This is a genomic window from Bacillus sp. YH3-2-B2 (genome assembly GCF_053663335.1).
This window is the reverse complement of sequence record NZ_JBSJQE010000003.1, coordinates 385,057-403,918: the sequence shown is the minus strand read 5'-3', so window position 1 is coordinate 403,918 and position 18,862 is coordinate 385,057. Positions and strand designations below refer to the sequence as shown.

At 47.6% G+C, this 18,862-nt stretch carries 20 protein-coding genes; 16 read left to right on the top strand and 4 right to left on the bottom strand.

All coding sequences use genetic code 11. The features are described 5' to 3' along the window. Positions 1-5 precede the first annotated feature (5 nt). The 5 genes from buk to ACWJJX_RS12025 are packed head-to-tail and all read left to right on the top strand — an operon-like array spanning position 6 to position 5,827. Positions 6-1,121 (top strand): butyrate kinase, encoded by a 1,116-nt coding sequence (buk, locus tag ACWJJX_RS12045; protein WP_094247799.1) that lies wholly within the window; start codon positions 6-8, stop codon positions 1,119-1,121. Continuing rightward, complete coding sequence (gene lpdA / locus ACWJJX_RS12040) at positions 1,111-2,532, top strand: dihydrolipoyl dehydrogenase (protein WP_017418112.1); 1,422 nt, start codon at positions 1,111-1,113, stop codon at positions 2,530-2,532. The genes buk and lpdA overlap by 11 nt, the downstream gene beginning before the upstream one ends. Positions 2,533-2,554: 22 nt before the next feature. Beyond that, positions 2,555-3,547: a thiamine pyrophosphate-dependent dehydrogenase E1 component subunit alpha gene (locus ACWJJX_RS12035; RefSeq protein ID WP_070082089.1), complete on the top strand. Its 993-nt coding sequence runs from the start codon at positions 2,555-2,557 to the stop codon at positions 3,545-3,547. A 12-nt stretch (positions 3,548-3,559) separates the two neighbouring features. Then, on the top strand, positions 3,560-4,543 hold the full coding sequence (gene bfmBAB / locus ACWJJX_RS12030; RefSeq protein WP_278071158.1) for a 3-methyl-2-oxobutanoate dehydrogenase subunit beta: 984 nt from the start codon (positions 3,560-3,562) through the stop codon (positions 4,541-4,543). A gap of 21 nt (positions 4,544-4,564) precedes the next feature. After that, positions 4,565-5,827 carry a dihydrolipoamide acetyltransferase family protein gene (locus ACWJJX_RS12025; protein WP_454023003.1) on the top strand — a complete coding sequence of 421 codons (1,263 nt, stop codon included), beginning with the start codon at positions 4,565-4,567 and terminating at the stop codon, positions 5,825-5,827. A gap of 37 nt (positions 5,828-5,864) precedes the next feature. On the opposite strand, the gene ACWJJX_RS12020 is transcribed toward ACWJJX_RS12025, so the two are convergent. Continuing rightward, a complete protein-coding gene (locus ACWJJX_RS12020) occupies positions 5,865-6,767 on the bottom strand; it encodes a YegS/Rv2252/BmrU family lipid kinase (RefSeq protein WP_073981941.1) in 903 nt (300 codons plus the stop codon). A gap of 176 nt (positions 6,768-6,943) precedes the next feature. Here ACWJJX_RS12020 and brxB point away from each other — a divergent pair, with 176 nt between their 5' ends. From brxB to ACWJJX_RS11990, 6 genes are all read left to right on the top strand, one after another. After that, a complete protein-coding gene (gene brxB, locus ACWJJX_RS12015) occupies positions 6,944-7,381 on the top strand; it encodes a bacilliredoxin BrxB (RefSeq protein WP_003153223.1) in 438 nt (145 codons plus the stop codon). Between the two features lie 244 nt (positions 7,382-7,625). Continuing rightward, positions 7,626-8,393 (top strand): transporter substrate-binding domain-containing protein, encoded by a 768-nt coding sequence (locus ACWJJX_RS12010; RefSeq protein ID WP_003153224.1) that lies wholly within the window; start codon positions 7,626-7,628, stop codon positions 8,391-8,393. Between the two features lie 61 nt (positions 8,394-8,454). Beyond that, positions 8,455-9,114, top strand: a complete 660-nt coding sequence (locus tag ACWJJX_RS12005; protein ID WP_069473495.1) for an amino acid ABC transporter permease — start codon at positions 8,455-8,457, stop codon at positions 9,112-9,114. Beyond that, positions 9,107-9,829: an amino acid ABC transporter ATP-binding protein gene (locus ACWJJX_RS12000; protein ID WP_003153229.1), complete on the top strand. Its 723-nt coding sequence runs from the start codon at positions 9,107-9,109 to the stop codon at positions 9,827-9,829. The genes ACWJJX_RS12005 and ACWJJX_RS12000 overlap by 8 nt, the downstream gene beginning before the upstream one ends. Positions 9,830-9,905: 76 nt before the next feature. Continuing rightward, positions 9,906-10,859, top strand: coding sequence for an aromatic acid exporter family protein (locus ACWJJX_RS11995; RefSeq protein ID WP_003153231.1), 954 nt, complete (start codon positions 9,906-9,908; stop codon positions 10,857-10,859). Between the two features lie 69 nt (positions 10,860-10,928). Further along, the gene (locus tag ACWJJX_RS11990; RefSeq protein WP_003153233.1) at positions 10,929-11,459 is read left to right on the top strand and encodes a L,D-transpeptidase; all 531 of its coding nucleotides are present in this window, start codon (positions 10,929-10,931) and stop codon (positions 11,457-11,459) included. 13 nt (positions 11,460-11,472) lie between these two features. Here the strand turns inward: ACWJJX_RS11990 and prli42 are convergent, their stop codons facing one another. Beyond that, positions 11,473-11,568 carry a stressosome-associated protein Prli42 gene (gene prli42 / locus ACWJJX_RS11985; protein ID WP_007408390.1) on the bottom strand — a complete coding sequence of 32 codons (96 nt, stop codon included), beginning with the start codon at positions 11,566-11,568 and terminating at the stop codon, positions 11,473-11,475. 93 nt (positions 11,569-11,661) lie between these two features. Between prli42 and mce the strand changes: the two genes are divergently transcribed. The 3 genes from mce to ACWJJX_RS11970 are packed head-to-tail and all read left to right on the top strand — an operon-like array spanning position 11,662 to position 14,732. Next, on the top strand, positions 11,662-12,090 hold the full coding sequence (gene mce / locus ACWJJX_RS11980; RefSeq protein ID WP_454023002.1) for a methylmalonyl-CoA epimerase: 429 nt from the start codon (positions 11,662-11,664) through the stop codon (positions 12,088-12,090). Then, positions 12,077-13,600, top strand: a complete 1,524-nt coding sequence (locus ACWJJX_RS11975; RefSeq protein WP_373871227.1) for an acyl-CoA carboxylase subunit beta — start codon at positions 12,077-12,079, stop codon at positions 13,598-13,600. Before mce ends, ACWJJX_RS11975 begins: the two co-directional genes overlap by 14 nt. Before the next feature lie 16 nt (positions 13,601-13,616). Further along, positions 13,617-14,732 carry a tripeptidase T gene (locus ACWJJX_RS11970; protein WP_003153237.1) on the top strand — a complete coding sequence of 372 codons (1,116 nt, stop codon included), beginning with the start codon at positions 13,617-13,619 and terminating at the stop codon, positions 14,730-14,732. Positions 14,733-14,845: 113 nt separating this feature from the next. Here the strand turns inward: ACWJJX_RS11970 and ACWJJX_RS11965 are convergent, their stop codons facing one another. Further along, on the bottom strand, positions 14,846-15,682 hold the full coding sequence (locus ACWJJX_RS11965; protein WP_076851362.1) for a membrane protein insertase YidC: 837 nt from the start codon (positions 15,680-15,682) through the stop codon (positions 14,846-14,848). 32 nt (positions 15,683-15,714) lie between these two features. Next, complete coding sequence (locus tag ACWJJX_RS11960; RefSeq protein WP_003153239.1) at positions 15,715-15,996, bottom strand: hypothetical protein; 282 nt, start codon at positions 15,994-15,996, stop codon at positions 15,715-15,717. Between the two features lie 75 nt (positions 15,997-16,071). Here ACWJJX_RS11960 and ACWJJX_RS11955 point away from each other — a divergent pair, with 75 nt between their 5' ends. Further along, on the top strand, positions 16,072-17,316 hold the full coding sequence (locus tag ACWJJX_RS11955; RefSeq protein ID WP_003153240.1) for a DNA polymerase IV: 1,245 nt from the start codon (positions 16,072-16,074) through the stop codon (positions 17,314-17,316). 108 nt (positions 17,317-17,424) lie between these two features. Beyond that, positions 17,425-18,834, top strand: a complete 1,410-nt coding sequence (gndA, locus tag ACWJJX_RS11950) for an NADP-dependent phosphogluconate dehydrogenase (protein WP_003153241.1) — start codon at positions 17,425-17,427, stop codon at positions 18,832-18,834. Positions 18,835-18,862: the final 28 nt, after the last annotated feature.

Sequence of the window (18,862 nt, the reverse complement as noted above, 5' to 3'; positions counted from 1 at the left end):
GAGGTATGAAAATGTTCGAAAAGGAAAAACGCATTCTCATTCTGAATCCAGGCTCAACATCAACGAAAATCGGTGTCTTTCACAATGAACGCTGTATCTTTGAAAAGACGCTGCGGCATCCAGAAGAAGAGCTGAAAACATTTAACGGCATTATCGACCAGTACGAATTTCGAAAAATAAGCATTCTTGAGTCTTTGCACGAACAGGGCATCAACATTTCAAAGTTTGATGCCGTTTGTGCCAGGGGCGGCCTGCTCAGACCGATTGAGGGCGGCACATATGAAGTGAATGACGCCATGATCACTGATTTGAAAAACGGCTACAACGGCCAGCATGCTTCTAATCTGGGCGGAATTATTGCCAGGGAAATAGCTGACGGACTAAATATCCCCGCGTATATCGTCGATCCGGTCGTGGTGGATGAGATGACTCCGCTCGCTAAAGTATCAGGGATGCCTGAAATCAAGCGGAAAAGCATTTTTCATGCTTTGAACCAAAAAGCTGTTGCCCGTCAGGCGGCGGCGTCCCTCGGCAAACGGTATGAACAGATGAAGATGATCGTCACTCATATGGGCGGCGGCATCACAGTCGGTGTCCATGATTGCGGACGGGTGACGGATGTCAACAACGGGCTTCACGGAGAAGGGCCCTTCAGCCCGGAGCGCGCGGGAACCGTTCCTGCGGGTGATTTGGTGGAGATGTGTTTTTCCGGCAAGTATTCAAAAGCCGATATGATGAAAAAACTTGTCGGCACGGGCGGACTCTCCGGCTACCTGGGGACAACGGACGCGGTGAAGGTGGAAAAACGCATTCAGGCCGGAGATGAGCATGCGAGGCTCATTTATGACGCCATGGCTTATCAAGTAGCAAAAGAAATCGGGGCGGCAAGCGCCGTATTAAAAGGAAAAGTAGACATTATCGTCCTGACGGGCGGATTGGCGTACGGGAAAAGTTTCGTATCCGCCATCAGATCGTACATAGATTGGATTTCGGATGTACTGGTGTACCCGGGAGAAAATGAACTGCAATCTCTCGCGCAAGGCGCGCTTCGGGTTTTAGCCGGTGAGGAGCAGTCAAAGCAATATCAGATCGGCGAAGGAGTGAAAACAAATGGCGACTGAATATGATGTGGTCATTCTGGGCGGCGGGACGGGCGGTTATGTAGCCGCCATCAGAGCGGCCCAGCTCGGCTTAAAAACGGCCGTTGTAGAAAAAGAAAAGCTCGGCGGAACATGCCTGCATAAAGGATGTATCCCGAGTAAAGCGCTGTTAAGAAGCGCGGAAGTGTACCGAACCGCAAAGGAAGCGGCAGCATTCGGCATTGAAACGGAAGGTGTCTCCCTCCGCTTTGACAGCGTGCAAAAACGAAAGCAGGGAATCGTTGACCGTCTGGCCGGCGGTGTCGCCCACTTGATGAAAAAGGGGAAGATTGATGTATTCAACGGGTACGGACGTATGCTCGGCCCTTCCATCTTCTCACCTCTTCCCGGTACGGTTTCTGTCGAATACGCAAATGGTGAAGAAAACGACATGCTGATACCGAAACAATTGATTATCGCAACCGGTTCAAGGCCGAAAATGCTGCCGGGTTTAGAAGCAGACGGTACATATATTCTGACATCAGATGAAGCGTTAGAGCTTGAGCGTCTGCCCAAATCCATGATGATCGTCGGCGGCGGTGTCATCGGAATTGAATGGGCATCCATGCTGAACGATTTCGGCGTCAATATCACTGTGATTGAATATGCGGACCGCATTTTGCCGACTGAAGACCGTGATATTTCAAGCGAGATGGAAAAACTGTTAACGAAAAAAGGAATTAAGATCGTAACGGGTGCGAAAGTGCTTCCGGATACATTGGAAAAAGCGGACGGCGTTTCAATTGCCGCTGAAAAGAATGGAAAAAAAGAAACGTATCACGCGGAACAAATGCTTGTTTCCATCGGCCGCCAGCCGAACATTGAAGGGATCGGCCTTGAAAACACGGATATTGAAGCGGAAAACGGTTCTATCATCGTGAACGAAGCCGGGCAGACGAAGGAATCGCACATTTATGCGATCGGTGATGTTGTCGGCGGTCTTCAGCTTGCACATGTGGCCTCCCGTGAAGGCATCATTGCCGTTGAGCATATGGCGGGTCTTAATCCGGCTCCGCTTGATGCAGCTCTTGTGCCGAAATGCATTTATTCAAATCCGGAAGCGGCGAGTGTCGGTCTGACAGAAGAGGAAGCAACCCGAAAAGGACATGAACTGAAGATCGGGAAGTTTCCGTTCATGGCAATCGGAAAGGCTCTTGTATACGGAGAAAGCGATGGCTTTGTGAAAATCGTCGCCGATCGGAATACAGATGATATTCTCGGTATTCATATGATCGGCCCGCACGTCACCGATATGATCTCTGAAGCGGGGCTTGCCAAGGTGCTCGACGCGACTCCTTGGGAAATCGGCCAGTCCATACATCCGCATCCGTCGCTTTCAGAAGCGATTGGAGAAGCTGCGTTAGCCGCAGACGGAAACGCGATTCATTTTTAAAAGGAAAGAAGGAGGGGTTTGAATGACTACAAACCGCCATCAAGCATTAGGGCTCTCTGACGAAGAAGCCGTTGAAATGTATAGAACCATGCTGTTAGCCAGAAAAATCGACGAAAGAATGTGGCTCTTAAACCGCTCGGGCAAAATTCCGTTCGTTGTTTCATGTCAAGGACAGGAAGCGGCTCAAGTAGGCGCGGCCTATGCTTTAAACCGTGATACCGACTATGTGCTTCCTTACTACAGAGATATGGGAGTTGTGCTTGCATTCGGTATGACTGCAAAGGACTTGATGATGTCCGGTTTTGCGAAAGCGGCTGACCCGAACTCAGGCGGAAGGCAGATGCCGGGCCACTTCGGGCAAAAGGAAAACAGAATCGTAACGGGCTCATCCCCTGTGACAACGCAGGTGCCTCATGCAGTCGGAATCGCGCTTGCGGGACGCATGGATAAAAAGGATATCGTCTCTTTCGTTACCTTTGGAGAAGGATCTTCCAACCAGGGGGATTTTCACGAAGGGGCAAACTTTGCCGCCGTGTATAAATTGCCGGTCATTTTCATGTGTGAAAACAATAAGTATGCTATTTCTGTTCCGTATGACAAACAGGTGGCGTGCGAAAATATTTCCGACCGGGCGGCAGGCTACGGCATGCCGGGAGTCACAGTTGACGGAAACGACCTGCTGGAAGTTTACCGGGCCGTGAAAGAAGCGCGCGAACGGGCATCTAAAGGCGAAGGTCCTACATTAATAGAAACGGTTTCCTACCGGTTGACGCCCCATTCCAGTGATGACGACGACAGCAGCTACAGAGAACGCGAAGAAGTAGAAGAAGCAAAGAAACAAGATCCGCTTCTTTTATATAAAGCATACTTGCAAGAAGCCGGGCTTCTAGGTGAAGAAGAAGAAAAGACCATGCTGGATGACATCATGGCTATCGTAAACGAAGCGACAGACGAAGCGGAGAAAGCGCCATACGCATCTCCTGAATCAACGCTTGATCACGTTTATGCGAAGTAGGGAGGAATACTTATGTCTGTAATGTCTTATATTGACAGTATTAATGCAGCAATGAAAGAAGAAATGGAAAGAGATCCGCGCGTTTTTGTTCTCGGGGAAGATGTCGGGAGAAAAGGCGGCGTGTTTAAAGCCACGGCGGGTCTCTATGAACAGTTCGGAGAAGAGCGGGTGATGGATACGCCGCTTGCGGAATCAGCGATTGCCGGTGTCGGGATCGGCGCCGCGATGTACGGCATGCGCCCGATTGCCGAGATGCAGTTTGCCGATTTCATTCTGCCTGCGGTCAACCAAATCATTTCAGAAGCGGCCAAAATACGCTACCGTTCAAACAATGATTGGAGCTGTCCGATGGTCATCAGAGCGCCTTACGGGGGCGGCGTGCACGGCGCGTTGTATCATTCCCAGTCTGTGGAGGCCATTTTTGCCAACCAGCCGGGTCTTAAAATTGTCATGCCTTCAACTCCTTATGACGCAAAAGGGCTGTTGAAAGCCGCAGTCCGTGACGAAGATCCGGTGCTGTTTTTCGAACATAAGAGGGCGTACCGTCTGATTAAAGGTGAAGTCCCTGCGGATGATTACGTCCTTCCGATCGGAAAGGCGGATGTAAAACGCGAAGGCAGCGACATTACTGTCATTACGTACGGATTATGCGTCCATTTCGCTCTGCAGGCTGCCGAGCGTCTTGAAAAAGACGGAATTTCCGCGCACGTATTAGATTTGCGTACGGTTTATCCGTTAGATAAAGAAGCCATCATTGAAGCTGCGTCTAAAACGGGAAAAGTATTGCTGATCACAGAAGATACGAAAGAAGGCGGTATTATGAGCGAGGTCGCCGCCATTATTTCTGAAAACTGCTTATTTGATTTAGACGCGCCGATCAAGCGGCTTGCAGGTCCTGATGTTCCGGCAATGCCTTATGCGCCGACAATGGAAAAATACTTCATGATGAATCCTGACAAAGCAGAAGCCGCGATGAGAGAATTAGCGGCGTTTTAAAGACGTAAGGAGGTTTTTGACATGGCGATTGAACAAATGGCTATGCCTCAGCTCGGAGAGAGCGTGACGGAAGGGACGATCAGCAAGTGGCTGGTATCCCCCGGTGATCAAGTGAATAAATATGACCCCATTGCGGAGGTCATGACGGATAAAGTGAATGCGGAGGTGCCGTCTTCTTTTACCGGTACGATTACAGAACTTGTAGGAGAAGAAGGCCAGACTCTTACAGTCGGCGAGATCATCTGCAAAATTGAAACGGAAGAAACGGAAACCGAAGAGGCGCCGAAGTGGGAAGAAGAGCAGAATACCCCTTCAGACACCGATGCAAACCGTAAAGGTAAAGACCAGTCAAATAAAGCGCGTTATTCGCCGGCCGTGCTCAGATTAGCGGGAGAACACGGCATTCAGCTTGAAGAAGTTGAAGGAACGGGCGCAGGCGGAAGAATTACGCGAAAAGACATTCAAAAGATCATTGATTCGGGAATGCAGCAGAAGTCGGAAGCACCGGCGCCGGCTGCCGTTCAAACAACGCAACAAGCGCCGAAACAACAGCAAAAACAAGCGCCGGCACCAGCTCTGTCAGCCGGTGATATTGAAATTCCGGTTACAGGCGTCAGAAAAGCCATCGCCGCCAATATGCATAAAAGCAAAACAGAAATTCCGCACGCCTGGACGATGATGGAAGTCGACGTCACGAACATGACGGCGTACAGAAACAGGATAAAAGACTCATTTAAACAGAAAGAAGGCTTCAATTTAACATTTTTCGCTTTCTTTGTAAAAGCGGCGGCGCAGGCTCTCAAAGAGTTCCCGCAGATGAACAGCATGTGGGCGGGAGACAAAATCGTCCAAAAGAAAGACATCAACATCTCCATTGCCGTTGCCACGGAAGATTCGCTGTTTGTTCCGGTTATTAAGCATGCTGATGAAAAAACGATTAAAGGCATAGCCAGAGAAATAACGGACCTTGCGAAAAAAGTGAGAAACGGAAAACTTACCGCGGAAGATATGCAGGGCGGCACATTTACCGTCAATAACACGGGATCTTTCGGCTCAGTTCAATCTATGGGCATTATCAACCATCCGCAGGCGGCCATTCTTCAGGTAGAATCAATCGTCAAACGTCCGGTTGTCATGAATAACGGGATGATCGCAGTGCGTGATATGGTTAATCTTTGCCTGTCTTTAGATCACAGAGTGCTTGACGGGCTCGTATGCGGCCGATTCCTCGGACGCGTCAAAGAAATCTTAGAAAACATTGACGAACATACTTCCGTCTATTAAAAAAACTCCTTTTGCCCGGGCGGCAAAAGGAGCTTTTTTATTTTCGTTGTGAATCCTCGGGAACAAGCATAGTGAGATGATGTTTTTTCACTTCGATCGTACAAGGCGTTGTTCCGTATACCTCGCCATCTGTATCCGCGTCCATTTCACGTCCGGTTTCGATTTCAATCCTGGAGGCCTGAATATAGGACAGCTCCCCTTTGAAATCATCAAATGAACCCTGCTCCATCGTCATCAGCTCCCGCAACGCGGCAAGGCTTGTGTTGCGGCAGATTAACACATCGGCTAAGCCGTCCCGGAGGCTGGCATCAGGCAGGGGAACTCTGTTTGTCCCGATATAATGCCCGTTCATGACAAGCACCATTACGGCTTCGTCTTCTTTCACCTCGCCGTCAATCGTCAATTTGACAGGAAACGGGTTCGCGCTTGTCATCGTTCGCAAGGCGCTCGTGAAGTAGCTGATTTTACCGAGCCATGCTTTTTCAGTTTCATTGATATGGCTTGATGCTTCGGTGATCAATCCGATGCCCCAAAAGTTCAGAAAATAGCCGTCATCCGTTTTACAGACGTCAATCATTCGTTTATGTCCGGACGCGAGCGCATCAGCGGCCTTTTGAAGGTTTTGCGGGATGCCGAGCGCCCGTGAGAAATCGTTGCACGTTCCTCCCGGCAAAATGCCGACAGCGGGCCTGTGATCAAGCTTGCTGATGCTGTTGATGCATTGATGCACAGTGCCGTCTCCGCCTAAAATATATAAATGGTCAACTGAACTGTCGAGGTTTTCACAATACTGACGGGCATCATCCTGATGTTTGGTCGGTTTAATCAAAAGTTCGTCAGCTGACTGGGCCAAAATGGGGACGACCGTGCCGAGCGTTTTATCAATCTGTTTTTGACCGGCGTTTCCGTTATAAATTAATACTGCTTTCCGTTGGCTCATACGACTGCTCCTTTATTTCAGACAATCTCTTTAACAAGTTTCCCGTTTTTAAAAGGTCATAAACTTACATCGGGTACATAAAAGGGACAAAACAATTGGATATGAGCGGTGTCATTTGCCGATAGGGAGGTTCCTTGCTATCATAAGAAGAGATGATCAAAAAGGAGAGGTCCCAGTTGAATATGGATTTTAATTTATTTATGAATGATGTTGTGCGTCAAGCCCGCCAGGAAATCACGGCCGCCGGGTATACAGAGCTGAAAACCGCTGAGGAAGTGGACGAAGCGCTTTCGAAAAAAGGAACGACACTCGTTATGGTCAACTCTGTGTGCGGATGCGCAGGCGGTATTGCACGGCCTGCCGCGTACCATTCCGTACATTACGATAAACGCCCGGATCAGCTTGTGACGGTATTTGCCGGACAGGATAAAGAAGCGACAGCCAAAGCGAGAGAATACTTTGAAGGCTATCCGCCGTCCTCTCCGTCATTTGCCATTTTAAAAGACGGGAAAATCATGAAAATGGTGGAACGCCATGAAATTGAAGGCCATGAGCCGATGGCCGTCGTCACAAAACTGCAGGAAGCATTTGAAGAATATTGTGAAGAAGTATAAGTGAAAGAAAAACCCCGGAGCCGAGCGCTTCCGGGGTTTTTTATATGGAAACTGTATAAATATAAATATTTATACACCGGCATTCAGCTGTCACTAATCGGAAAAACAATGACTATAATAAACACAGAAAGGAAAATATATTTTTCAAAAATAGTATTGCATCACAATTAAAAAGTGTTTAAAATACAAGTTAACGAATAAATATTCAAATTTAAGAGATCAGTAGATATGGGGGAAATGAATCATGAAGAAATGGCTGTTGGTATTAGCTGCCGCATGTATCACCTTTGCGCTGTCCGCCTGCGGATCAGGCAATTCAGGCTCAGAGGGCGGAAAGAACAAGCTGATTATGGGTACATCGGCTGACTATAAACCATTTGAATATAAAGACGGCGATCAGATCACCGGGTTTGACGTTGATCTGGCAAAAGCTCTGGGCAAAAAGACCGGCTATGACGTTGAGGTGCAGGACATGGACTTCAACAGCCTGATTACAGCCTTGAAGTCCAAGCAGGTAGATATGATTTTATCTGGAATGACACCTACGCCGGAACGGAAAAAGCAAGTTGATTTTTCTGATATTTATTATACTGCTAACAATATGATCGTTACGAAAAAGGGAAGCAGCATTAAATCCCTGAATGATCTGAAAGGCAAAACCGTCGGTGTTCAGCTCGGCTCCATTCAAGAGGAAAAAGGCAAGAAGCTCGCTTCGAAATACGGTTTTCAGCTCGAAGACCGCAACCGGATCTCAGACTTAACGGAAGAGATCAAATCCGGGCGTTTTGATGCCGCGATTATCGAAGACATCGTAGCACAAGGCTATTTCAGTTCAAATAACGATCTGCAGGGCTTTGCGTCAGCAGATGCGAAATCAGACGAATCGGGCTCCGCGATTGCGTTCCGCAAAGACAGTGATCTGACAGCGAAGTTTAACAAAGCGCTGAAAGAAATGGAGAAAAACGGAGAAATCGAAAAACTGAAGAAAAAATGGTTCACCAACGAGAAATAAAAGAAAGCTCAACTTTTCGTTGAGCTTTTTATCTTGAATAAAGACAAAGGAGATCACACGTATGAATTTGGATTTCTCAGCGACAATCCCCCAAATTCCTTTTATATTGGAAGGCCTTGCGGTCACATTAAAAATTGTGCTCGTTTCAGCGGTCATCGGTCTTGTATTAGGAATCGTGCTCAGCTTATTTAAAATCAGCATGATCAGTCCGCTGAAATGGATTGCGGATTTTTATACTTCGATATTCCGCGGCACGCCGCTCGTGCTGCAGCTGATGATCATCTATTTCGGTATGCCGCAGCTTCTCGGCTTTCAGATCGATCAATTTTGGGCGGCGGTCACCGCATTATCGCTCAATTCAGCCGCTTACGTCTCTGAAATTATCAGAGCGGGAATCAACGCAATTGACAAAGGACAAAAAGAGGCTGCCGTCGCTCTCGGCGTGCCGTACGGTAAAATGATGAAAGATCTGCTGCTGCCGCAGGCGTTTAAAAACATTTCTCCGGCTATTATTAACGAATTAATCACCTTGACGAAAGAATCGGCGATCGTCACGGTAATCGGTCTCGGAGACATTATGAGACGGGCCTACCAGTCCGGCGCCGCAACATACAACTATTTAGAACCTCTTATTGTGGCGGGCTTAATCTATTACGTGCTCGTTTTGATCTTAGCATTCATCGGAAAAGGCGTAGAAAGGAAGCTGAAAGCCAATGATTAAGGTCGATAACCTGTCAAAATCATTCGGGAAACATGAAGTACTGAAAAACATTTCAACACAGATCGAAGAAGGGGAAGTCGTCGCTGTCATCGGCCCTTCCGGTTCCGGCAAATCAACGTTTCTGCGCTGTTTAAATCTGCTGGAAACCCCGAGCGGCGGAACGATTGCCATTAAAGAAAACGAAATCACCGCAGCTAAAACGAATAAACTGAAAGTGCGGGAAAATATCGGCATGGTATTTCAGCATTTTCATTTGTTTCCTCATAAAACGGTGCTTGAAAATATCACATACGCGCCGGTCAGCGTGAAGAAAGAGTCTAAAAAGGAGGCGGAGGAAAAGGCGTGCGCTCTCCTTGAAAAAGTCGGATTGCTTGACAAACGGAACGACTATCCGAACCGTTTGTCAGGCGGACAGAAGCAGCGGGTCGCCATCGCGCGGGCGCTTGCCATGAATCCTGACATCATGCTGTTTGATGAACCGACCTCAGCCCTTGACCCGGAAATGGTCAAAGAAGTCCTTGAGGTGATGAAAGAGCTCGCGCAGACGGGCATGACGATGGTGATCGTCACGCACGAAATGGGATTTGCCAAAGAAGTCGCAGACCGCGTATTATTTATGGATGAAGGGACGATCGTGGAAGACGGTCAGCCGGAAGAATTTTTTCTTTCTCCGAAGTCAAAAAGAGCACAGGACTTTTTAGAAAAAATATTATAAAATATAACTGTAAGAAAAGAAGAAGAATGCTCTTCTTCTTTTTTTTGAGAAAGAAACAAACAGAATGGAGCAAGCAATGTTTAAAATCGGTTACCGGACACTAAAGACCGCACTTGGAACGGCGCTGGCCATTTATTTAGCCCAGCTGTTGCATCTGCAAAACTTCGCATCCGCAGGAATCATCACCATATTGTGCATCCAGATTACGCAAAAGCGGTCGCTTCAGGCCTCGTGGGCCCGATTTGCCGCCTGTTTATTGGCGATCGTCTTCTCATATGTCTTTTTCGGACTGATCGGCTATTATCCGTTTGCGATCGGAATATTGCTGGTGCTGTTCATTCCGACTACAGTCGTTTTAAAAATAAATGAAGGGATCGTCACCAGTTCAGTAATCATTCTTCATTTATATATGTCCGGCGGCATTACGATGGCGTTTATCTGGAATGAGTTCCAGCTGATCACCGTAGGTATCGGCGTCGCGCTGTTAATGAATCTGTATATGCCGAGCCTCGACAGAAAACTCGCGGCGTACAGGAAAAAAATCGAGGACAACTTTTCCGTCATCTTCGCCGAAATCGAACGGTATTTGTTAACTGGTGAGCAAGATTGGACGGGGAAGGAAATACCGGAGACGCATCAGATGATTCAAGAGGCGAAAAACCTCGCCTATCGGGACGTGCAGAATCATATTTTGCGCCATGAAAATCTCTACTATCATTATTTTAAGATGAGACAGAAACAATTTGAAATCATTGAACGGCTGCTGCCGAAGATTACCTCTATTTCAATAACGGTGGAGCAGGGAAAAATAATCGCCCATTTCATCCATGAATTAAGGGAAGCCATTCATCCCGGCAATACCGCTCATAAATTTTTAAAAAGACTTGCAGAAATGAGAACGGAATTTGAAGAAATGCCGCTCCCGGCAACGCGCGAGGAGTTTGAAGCGCGGGCGGCTTTGTTCCACCTCCTCGGTGAGATGGAACAATATCTCGTGATTAAAAGTTATTTCAAAGGCATCAAGCTGTAAAAAACATATGGATCAATCGCATGAGTCCTCCTTTCATTGGTCATTCTAATGAAAAAAGGAGGGGAGCCCATGCGATTTTTTTTATTGTCAGCCGCCCTGCTGCTGTCTCCGCTTTGGCCGCTTGGCGCGAACCCTTTGCCGGGTGACCCTTATATTATCGTCAATAAAGCCACAAACGCGCTTGCTGTTGTGAAGGATAACCGAATAGAAGGCATTTATCAGGTAGCGACGGGAAAAACGGATGATTTGACGCCTGAAGGAGAATTTACGGTAACGGTCAAAGCCGTCAATCCGTATTACCGGAAGAAAAATGTAGAGGGAGGCGCGCCGGAAAACCCGCTCGGCGTCCGCTGGATCGGTTTTGATGCGAAAGGCACCGACGGCAGAATATACGGCATTCACGGAACAAACAGAGAAGAGCTGATCGGGGGGTTTGTATCAAACGGCTGCATCCGTATGAAAAACCGGGATGTCATCCGTATTTTCCGGATTATCCCTCCCGGAACGAAAGTATTGATTACAAAAGAAAACCGCTCATTCGAGGACATTGCAATAGAGCGGAAAGCCCTCATAAAAAAGCAGGAAACCCCCTTGCAATGAGGCGCCTGCTTTTTTACCGCAAATACATCATAATGCCTGAGAGGAGGGTTGAAAGTATAAATACGCCCAAAATGACGATGACGGCGCTTTTCATAAATTTTTGAGACATTGTTTCACTCCTTAAGATTACTGTCTACCATTTTAACGTGTTTTGCTTGTATGAACAAGCCATATCCTATGGCGGAAAGCAGGTGGCCGCGCTATGAAAAAACTTGATCATGTCGGCATTGCCGTCAGCTCTATTGAAGCCGCGAGAGAATTTTACGAACGGATGCTCGGGCTTACGTATATGGGAGACGAGCTGGTAAACGGCCAAAATGTGAGAGTTGCTTTTTTAGAAGCGGGAGGCACAAAGCTTGAGCTGATTGAGCCGCTGTCGGACGCGTCTCCCGTCAGCTCTTTTTTACAGAAAAGAGGCGAAGGGCTGCATCATTTGGCATTCCGCTGCGCCGATATGAAGGAAACGATCAAGGAGCTTGAATCATGCCGCATGACCTTGATTCATCATGAACCGCAAAACGGAGCGGGCGGGAAGAAGATCGCATTTCTCTCTCCAAAAGAGGCGAACGGGGTCCTGATTGAGCTTTGTGAAACAATTGAAAAAGGAGAAACTCAAGATGAGCATGAGTGATCATATCAGACACTTAAACGAAAGACGTTCCTTTTTAACAAACGGCGGCGGAGCGGAAAAAAATGAAAAACAGCACAAAAAAGGCAAGCTGACGGCAAGAGAAAGAATTGACTATCTATTGGACGAAGACAGTTTTTCAGAGCTGCAGCCGTTTGCCAAAAGCCGCACGCCCGGGTGCCAGAATGCTCCGGGAGACGGCGTTGTTACCGGATACGGCACAATTGACGGACGGCCCGTGTATTTGTTTGCCCATGACTTTACCGTACTCGGCGGGACGCTCGGCGAGACACATGCGGAAAAAATCGCGGCGGTAATGGATCTGGCGGCGAAAAACAAAACCCCGATCATCGGGCTGAACGACTCAGGTGGTGCGAGAATTCAAGAGGGTGTGGTATCATTAAATGGATACGGTCATATCTTTAGGCGCAACGTCCTTTACTCGGGAGTGATTCCGCAAATTTCTGTCATCCTTGGGCCCTGTGCCGGCGGTGCTGTTTATTCACCCGCTTTGACGGATTTTGTGATTATGGCGGAACATACGTCGCACATGTTTATTACAGGCCCGAAAGTCATTGAACAGGTGACGGGTGAACAGATTGACGCGGAAAGTTTAGGCGGTGCGGGAATACATAATGTGATAAGCGGAAATGCCCACTATTCCGCACGAACGGAAAAAGAGGCACTTTCCGCTGTGAAAACCCTGCTTTCTTATCTCCCGCACGGCGGACAGACGGCATTACCCGTTAAAAAGGAAGACGCCAGACCGTTATTAAACACCCTCGTTCCCGCGGACAGTTCGAAACCTTACGATGTGTTACAGGTAATAAAAGAGCTGGCGGATGACGGAACGTTTTTTGACATTCAGCCGTATTTTGCCAAAAACATTGCTGTCGGTTTTCTGAAACTCGGACGGCGTACAGTCGGTGTTGTCGCAAACCAGCCGAAACACTTGGCGGGGAGCCTCACGATTGATGCCGCTGACAAAGCGTCGAGATTCATCCGTTTTTGCGACGCGTTTCATATTCCGCTATTGACGATCGCTGATGTTCCGGGATTTCTTCCGGGCCTTCAGCAGGAACATGCGGGAATCATCCGTCACGGAGCAAAATTGCTGTATGCTTTTGCCGAAGCGGCGGTGCCGAAAGTGACGCTCATCATCAGAAAAGCTTACGGAGGCGCCTATGTCGCCATGAATTCGAAAGGGCTCGGGGCAGATCTTGTATTCGCCTGGCCCAATGCGGAAATCGCCGTGATGGGAGCGGAAGGCGCGGCGTCGATTTTATACAGCAGAGACATACAGGCTTCTGGCGACCCGGAGAAGACGAAGCGCGAAAAAAAAGCCATATACGAAAAGGAAAACGCCGGTCCGTATAAAGCGGCTGCCTGCGGAATGGTGGATGATATCATCCGGCCGGAAGACTCGAGGAAAAAATTGATTCAGGCATTTGACATGCTTGCGCATAAGGAAGAGGAAAGACCGAAAAAAAAGCACGGTAATATACCGCTTTAAACGGAGGGAACTGAAAATGGTAAACGAAAAACGTCTGCTTGAAGAATTTCTTGAACTCGTTCAAATTGATTCAGAGACAAAACATGAAGCGGAAATCAGCAAGGTGCTCAAACAAAAATTCACTGATTTAGGATTGAGCGTAAAAGAAGATGATACAAAAGAAGTGACCGGGCATGGAGCCGGCAACTTAATCTGTACGTTAAAGGGCACAAAAGATGCGGATACGATTTATTTCACTTCGCACATGGACACGGTTGTTCCGGGCAAAGGCGTTAAGCCGATTGTGGAAGACGGCTATGTAAAATCCGACGGCACGACGATTCTCGGCGCCGATGATAAGACGGGTCTTGCCGCAATGTTTGAAGCCATTAAAGTGCTGAAAGAACAAAACATCGAGCACGGCACCATTGAATTCATTATCACGGCCGGAGAAGAATCGGGATTAGTCGGGGCAAAAGCAATGGATCGTTCAGACATTACCGCGAAATACGGTTTTGCGCTTGATTCAGACGGAAAAGTCGGCAACATTATTGTAGCCGCGCCGACACAAGCGAAAGTGAGAGCAACCATTTTCGGGAAAACGGCTCATGCGGGAGTGGAACCGGAAAAAGGCATCTCCGCGATTACCATCGCATCAAAAGCAATCTCTAAAATGCCGCTCGGCCGTATTGATAAAGAAACAACGGCTAATATCGGCCGTTTCGAAGGCGGCACGCAAACCAATATCGTCTGCGACCAGGTTGATATTCTGGCTGAAGCGCGTTCATTAGTGCCTGAAAAAATGGAAGCGCAAGTGCAGAAAATGAAAGAAGCTTTCGAATCTGCTGCAGCTGAGATGGGAGGCCGCGCGGAAGTGGACATCGCGGTCATGTATCCGGGTTTCAAATATCAGGACGGCGATCAGGTTGTGGAAGTCGCGAAAAAAGCAGCGGCAAAAATCGGCCGTCCGAGCGAACTTCAGACAAGCGGCGGCGGAAGTGATGCAAACGTCATTGCCGGCCACGGCATTCCGACAGTCAACCTGTCAGTAGGCTATGAACAAATCCATACGAAAAATGAAAAAATGCCGATTGAAGAGCTCGTCAAAACGGCGGAAATGGTCGTTGCCATTATCGAAACAGCGGCCAACTAAAAACGAAGCACCCAGTTGATTGGGTGCTTTTTTCATTCTTCATGATAATTGGCGTAAAGCTTCGCAGATACAAGAAAAAACCCTGCCGGATAGGTTCCGGCAGGGTTTCAGTATTATGATTTGGCGGGCTCCGCCTGAGCCGCAGCCTGTTTCTTTTTATGATGCGTCTGCTGTAAAAGTACGTTCTGCACTGTCAAAAACAGTCCGCTTGTAAACCAGTAAAGCGGCAGCGCAGCCGGTACGTTAAGCGAAAAAACGGTCATCATGACAGGGAAAATAAAGACCATGATTTTTGCTGACTGCATCGCGGCCGGATTTTGAGCAGCCGGTGAATATTTCTGGTTTAATTTTTGGGAAATATAAGCCTGTAAGAAATACATGGCCCCCGCGCACAGTGATACAAGAATATCAGAATGCCCTAAGCTGAACCACAGAAATGAGTGTGAAGCAATTTCCGGCGTTGAGCGGATGGCGTAATAAAAACCGATCAAAATCGGGAATTGCACCAGCATCGGAAGACATCCCATTGCCATCGGATTCAGATTGTGCTCACGGTAAAGCTTCATCATTTCCATTTGCAGTTCTTTTTGTTTTTCCGCATCTTTCGTTTGTTTTATTTTAGCCTGGATGCTGTCGACCTGCGGTTTGATCACAGCCATTTTTTCCTGGAACACCCGCTGTTTCTTAAATTGGTTCACAAACAAAGGCAATACAACGATCCGGACGATAATCGTCACCAGAATAATCGACAGTCCGTACTCACCGTGGAACAGGCCCGCCACCCCTTTTAAAAGTGCCGAAAACGGCTCGATCAGGTAATCGTGGAAAAAACCGATATTCCCGAGGCCTCCCGTCTGAGTCTGAGATGTCGCGGCAAAAGCCGAGCGGCCTGTGCACAGTACGATAAAAAACAATCCGAATGCAATCCATTTTTGATATGTTTTAGACAATTATGTCTCCTCCTTTTTATCTTCACTTGCCGTTATAAAAGGAGGAAGCTGACATCTTCATCATCATTCGCCGGTGAATTCATGCGGATGACTTTACGTATCCAAGTTGTAATGCGATGATATATAATAATAAGAAAGTCTGTTCGGTTCAGCTGAACGACTGCTTGATGTTCATCTATTCGTTTCGTTCTCCAATGCTCGCCTGCGCGGCGCTCACGCAAAAGAAAAGCGATGCCGATCGCGGTCAGAGCGGGAAGAATAATTGTGAAAAAATCGACTAAAAATAAAAAGTCATTCATTGACTCAAGAATCATTTTATCACATCCATTCAGCTCTTATTTTACTACATATATATAAGGTTGTCTATGTAAGGAAAGGAGGCGCCGGGAGTGGCCGGAAAAGGGAGAATTATATTTCATATCGATATGAACAGTTTTTATGCCTCTGTAGAAATGGCGTATGATCCGTCTTTAAGAGGAAAACCCATCGCCGTTGCCGGAAACGTGAAGGAACGGAAAGGAATCATCGTCACCTGCAGCTACGAAGCGAGAGCGCGGGGCGTAAAGACCACCATGCCGGTGTGGCGGGCAAAACGCCTCTGTCCGGAACTCATCGTCGTGCCTCCGAATTTTGACCGCTACCGGAGTTCGTCAAAAGAAATGTTCAGCATTCTGAGAGAGTATACGGATTTAGTCGAGCCTGTTTCTATTGATGAAGGATACATGGATATTACGGACACACCGCACAGACACAGGGCGTATGAGACAGCCGCAGACATTCAGGCGAGATTGCAAAAAGAGCTTTTGCTTCCGTCAAGCATCGGCATCGCCCCGAATAAATTTCTCGCTAAAATGGCGTCTGACATGAAAAAACCGCTCGGCATCACCATTTTAAGAAAAAGAGAGCTGCCGGACGTCTTATGGCCTCTTCCGATAGAAGAGATGCACGGTATAGGAACGAAAACTGCGGAAAAAATAAAAACGCTCGGCATCAAAACGATCGGTGATTTGGCAAAAGGAGATGAACATGCGCTGAAAACGCTTCTCGGCATAAACGGCCCGAGGCTGAAGGATAAAGCGAACGGCATCCATCCTGCAGAAGTCAATCCCGAGCGGATTTATGAATTTAAAAGCGTCGGCAACTCATCCACCCTGTCGCATGATTCGGCTGACTGGGATGAATTAACGGGCGTGTTTGACCGGCTCGCGCTGTCTGTGAGCGAACGGCTCCAGCGTAAGGAGGTCATGGCCTGCCGGCTGTTCATCATGATTCGGTATGCGGATTGGAAAACGGTCACAAGAAGCATGACCCTCAGCAATCCGGCTGATCAGAAAAAAGACATCATGGAAGCGGCGATGGAACTGTTTGACAAGCACTGGAACCAAAATCCGGTAAGGCTTCTCGGCATCACCGGGACGGAACTGGTTGAAAAACAGCAGGCGTATAAACAGCTTGATCTGTTTTCATTCAAGGAGGACGCAAAGGATGAGCCGATTTTTCAGATGATGAACGAGCTGAATGAAAAGTACGGCCAAAACCTGATCAGAAAAGGCGCCGTTATAAAAAAAGAAGAAAGCAAAACAAGGGGAACGAGCTTTAACAGAGACTTTTTTCAGGATGAAAAGAAAAGGTGAATAACTTGAAAAAAGGGGTTATGTATGATAATTTCTTTAGTATAAATATCATTTTATTTTAATTTAAATTTTAAAATGGTTAAACGTTTGAAGAAGGGACGTTAGAATATGTCAAAACAACAAATCGGAGTTATCGGTCTTGCGGTAATGGGTAAAAATCTGGCTCTTAACATCGAAAGCCGGGGATTTTCTGTGTCTGTATACAACAGATCAAGCAGCAAAACGGAAGAGTTTTTAGAAGAGGCAAAAGGCAAAAATGTTGTCGGCACATACAGCATTGAGGAGTTTGTCCAGTCTCTTGAAACACCCCGTAAAATTTTATTAATGGTTAAAGCGGGAACTGCAACGGATGCGACGATTCAATCTCTTCTTCCTCATCTGGAAAAAGACGATATTTTGATTGACGGCGGAAATACATACTATAAAGATACACAGCGCCGGAACAAAGAGCTTGCCGAAAGCGGCATTCACTTTATCGGAACGGGTGTATCAGGCGGTGAAGAGGGAGCGCTGAAAGGGCCTTCTATTATGCCGGGCGGCCAAAAGGAAGCGCACGAACTCGTAAAACCGATTTTAGAAGCTATTTCTGCTAAAGTGGACGGAGAAGCTTGTACGACATACATCGGCCCGGACGGAGCGGGGCACTATGTAAAAATGGTGCACAACGGTATCGAATACGGTGACATGCAGCTGATCTCTGAGTCATATTTCATTCTGAAACAGGTGCTCGGATTGTCTGCCGAAGAGCTTCACGAAGTATTCGCTGAGTGGAACAAAGGAGAGCTTGACAGCTATCTGATCGAAATCACGGCTGATATTTTCACTAAAAAAGATGAAGAAACGGGCAAACCGCTTGTTGACGTCATCCTTGATAAAGCTGGCCAAAAAGGAACGGGTAAATGGACAAGCCAAAGCGCTCTTGACTTAGGCGTGCCGCTTCCGATTATCACTGAATCTGTTTTTGCGCGTTTCATTTCCGCAATGAAAGAAGAGCGTGTGAAAGCAAGCGGCCTTCTGTCCGGACCAGACGTTAAGCCGGTCACTGAAAATAAAGAAGAGCTGATTGAAGCGGTCAGAAAAGCGCTCTTCATGAGTAAAATCTGTTCTTACGCACAAGGCTTCGCCCAAATGAAAGCCGCGTCTGAAGAATATAACTGGGATCTGAAATACGGTGAAATCGCGATGATCTTCCGCGGCGGCTGTATCATCCGCGCGGCGTTCCTGCAAAAGATCAAAGACGCATATGACCGTGAACCGGAGCTTGACAACCTGCTGTTAGACAGCTACTTCAAAAACATTGCAGAAAGCTACCAAGGCGCCCTTCGCCAAGTGATTTCACTTGCCGTAGCCCAAGGCGTGCCGGTACCTTCGTTCTCAAGCGCACTTGCGTATTACGACAGCTACCGTACGGCAGTGCTTCCTGCAAACTTGATTCAAGCGCAGCGTGATTACTTCGGCGCGCATACGTATGAACGCACAGATAAAGAAGGCATTTTCCATACTGAATGGATGAAGTAATGAAGAAGCCCCCGCATTGATTGCGGGG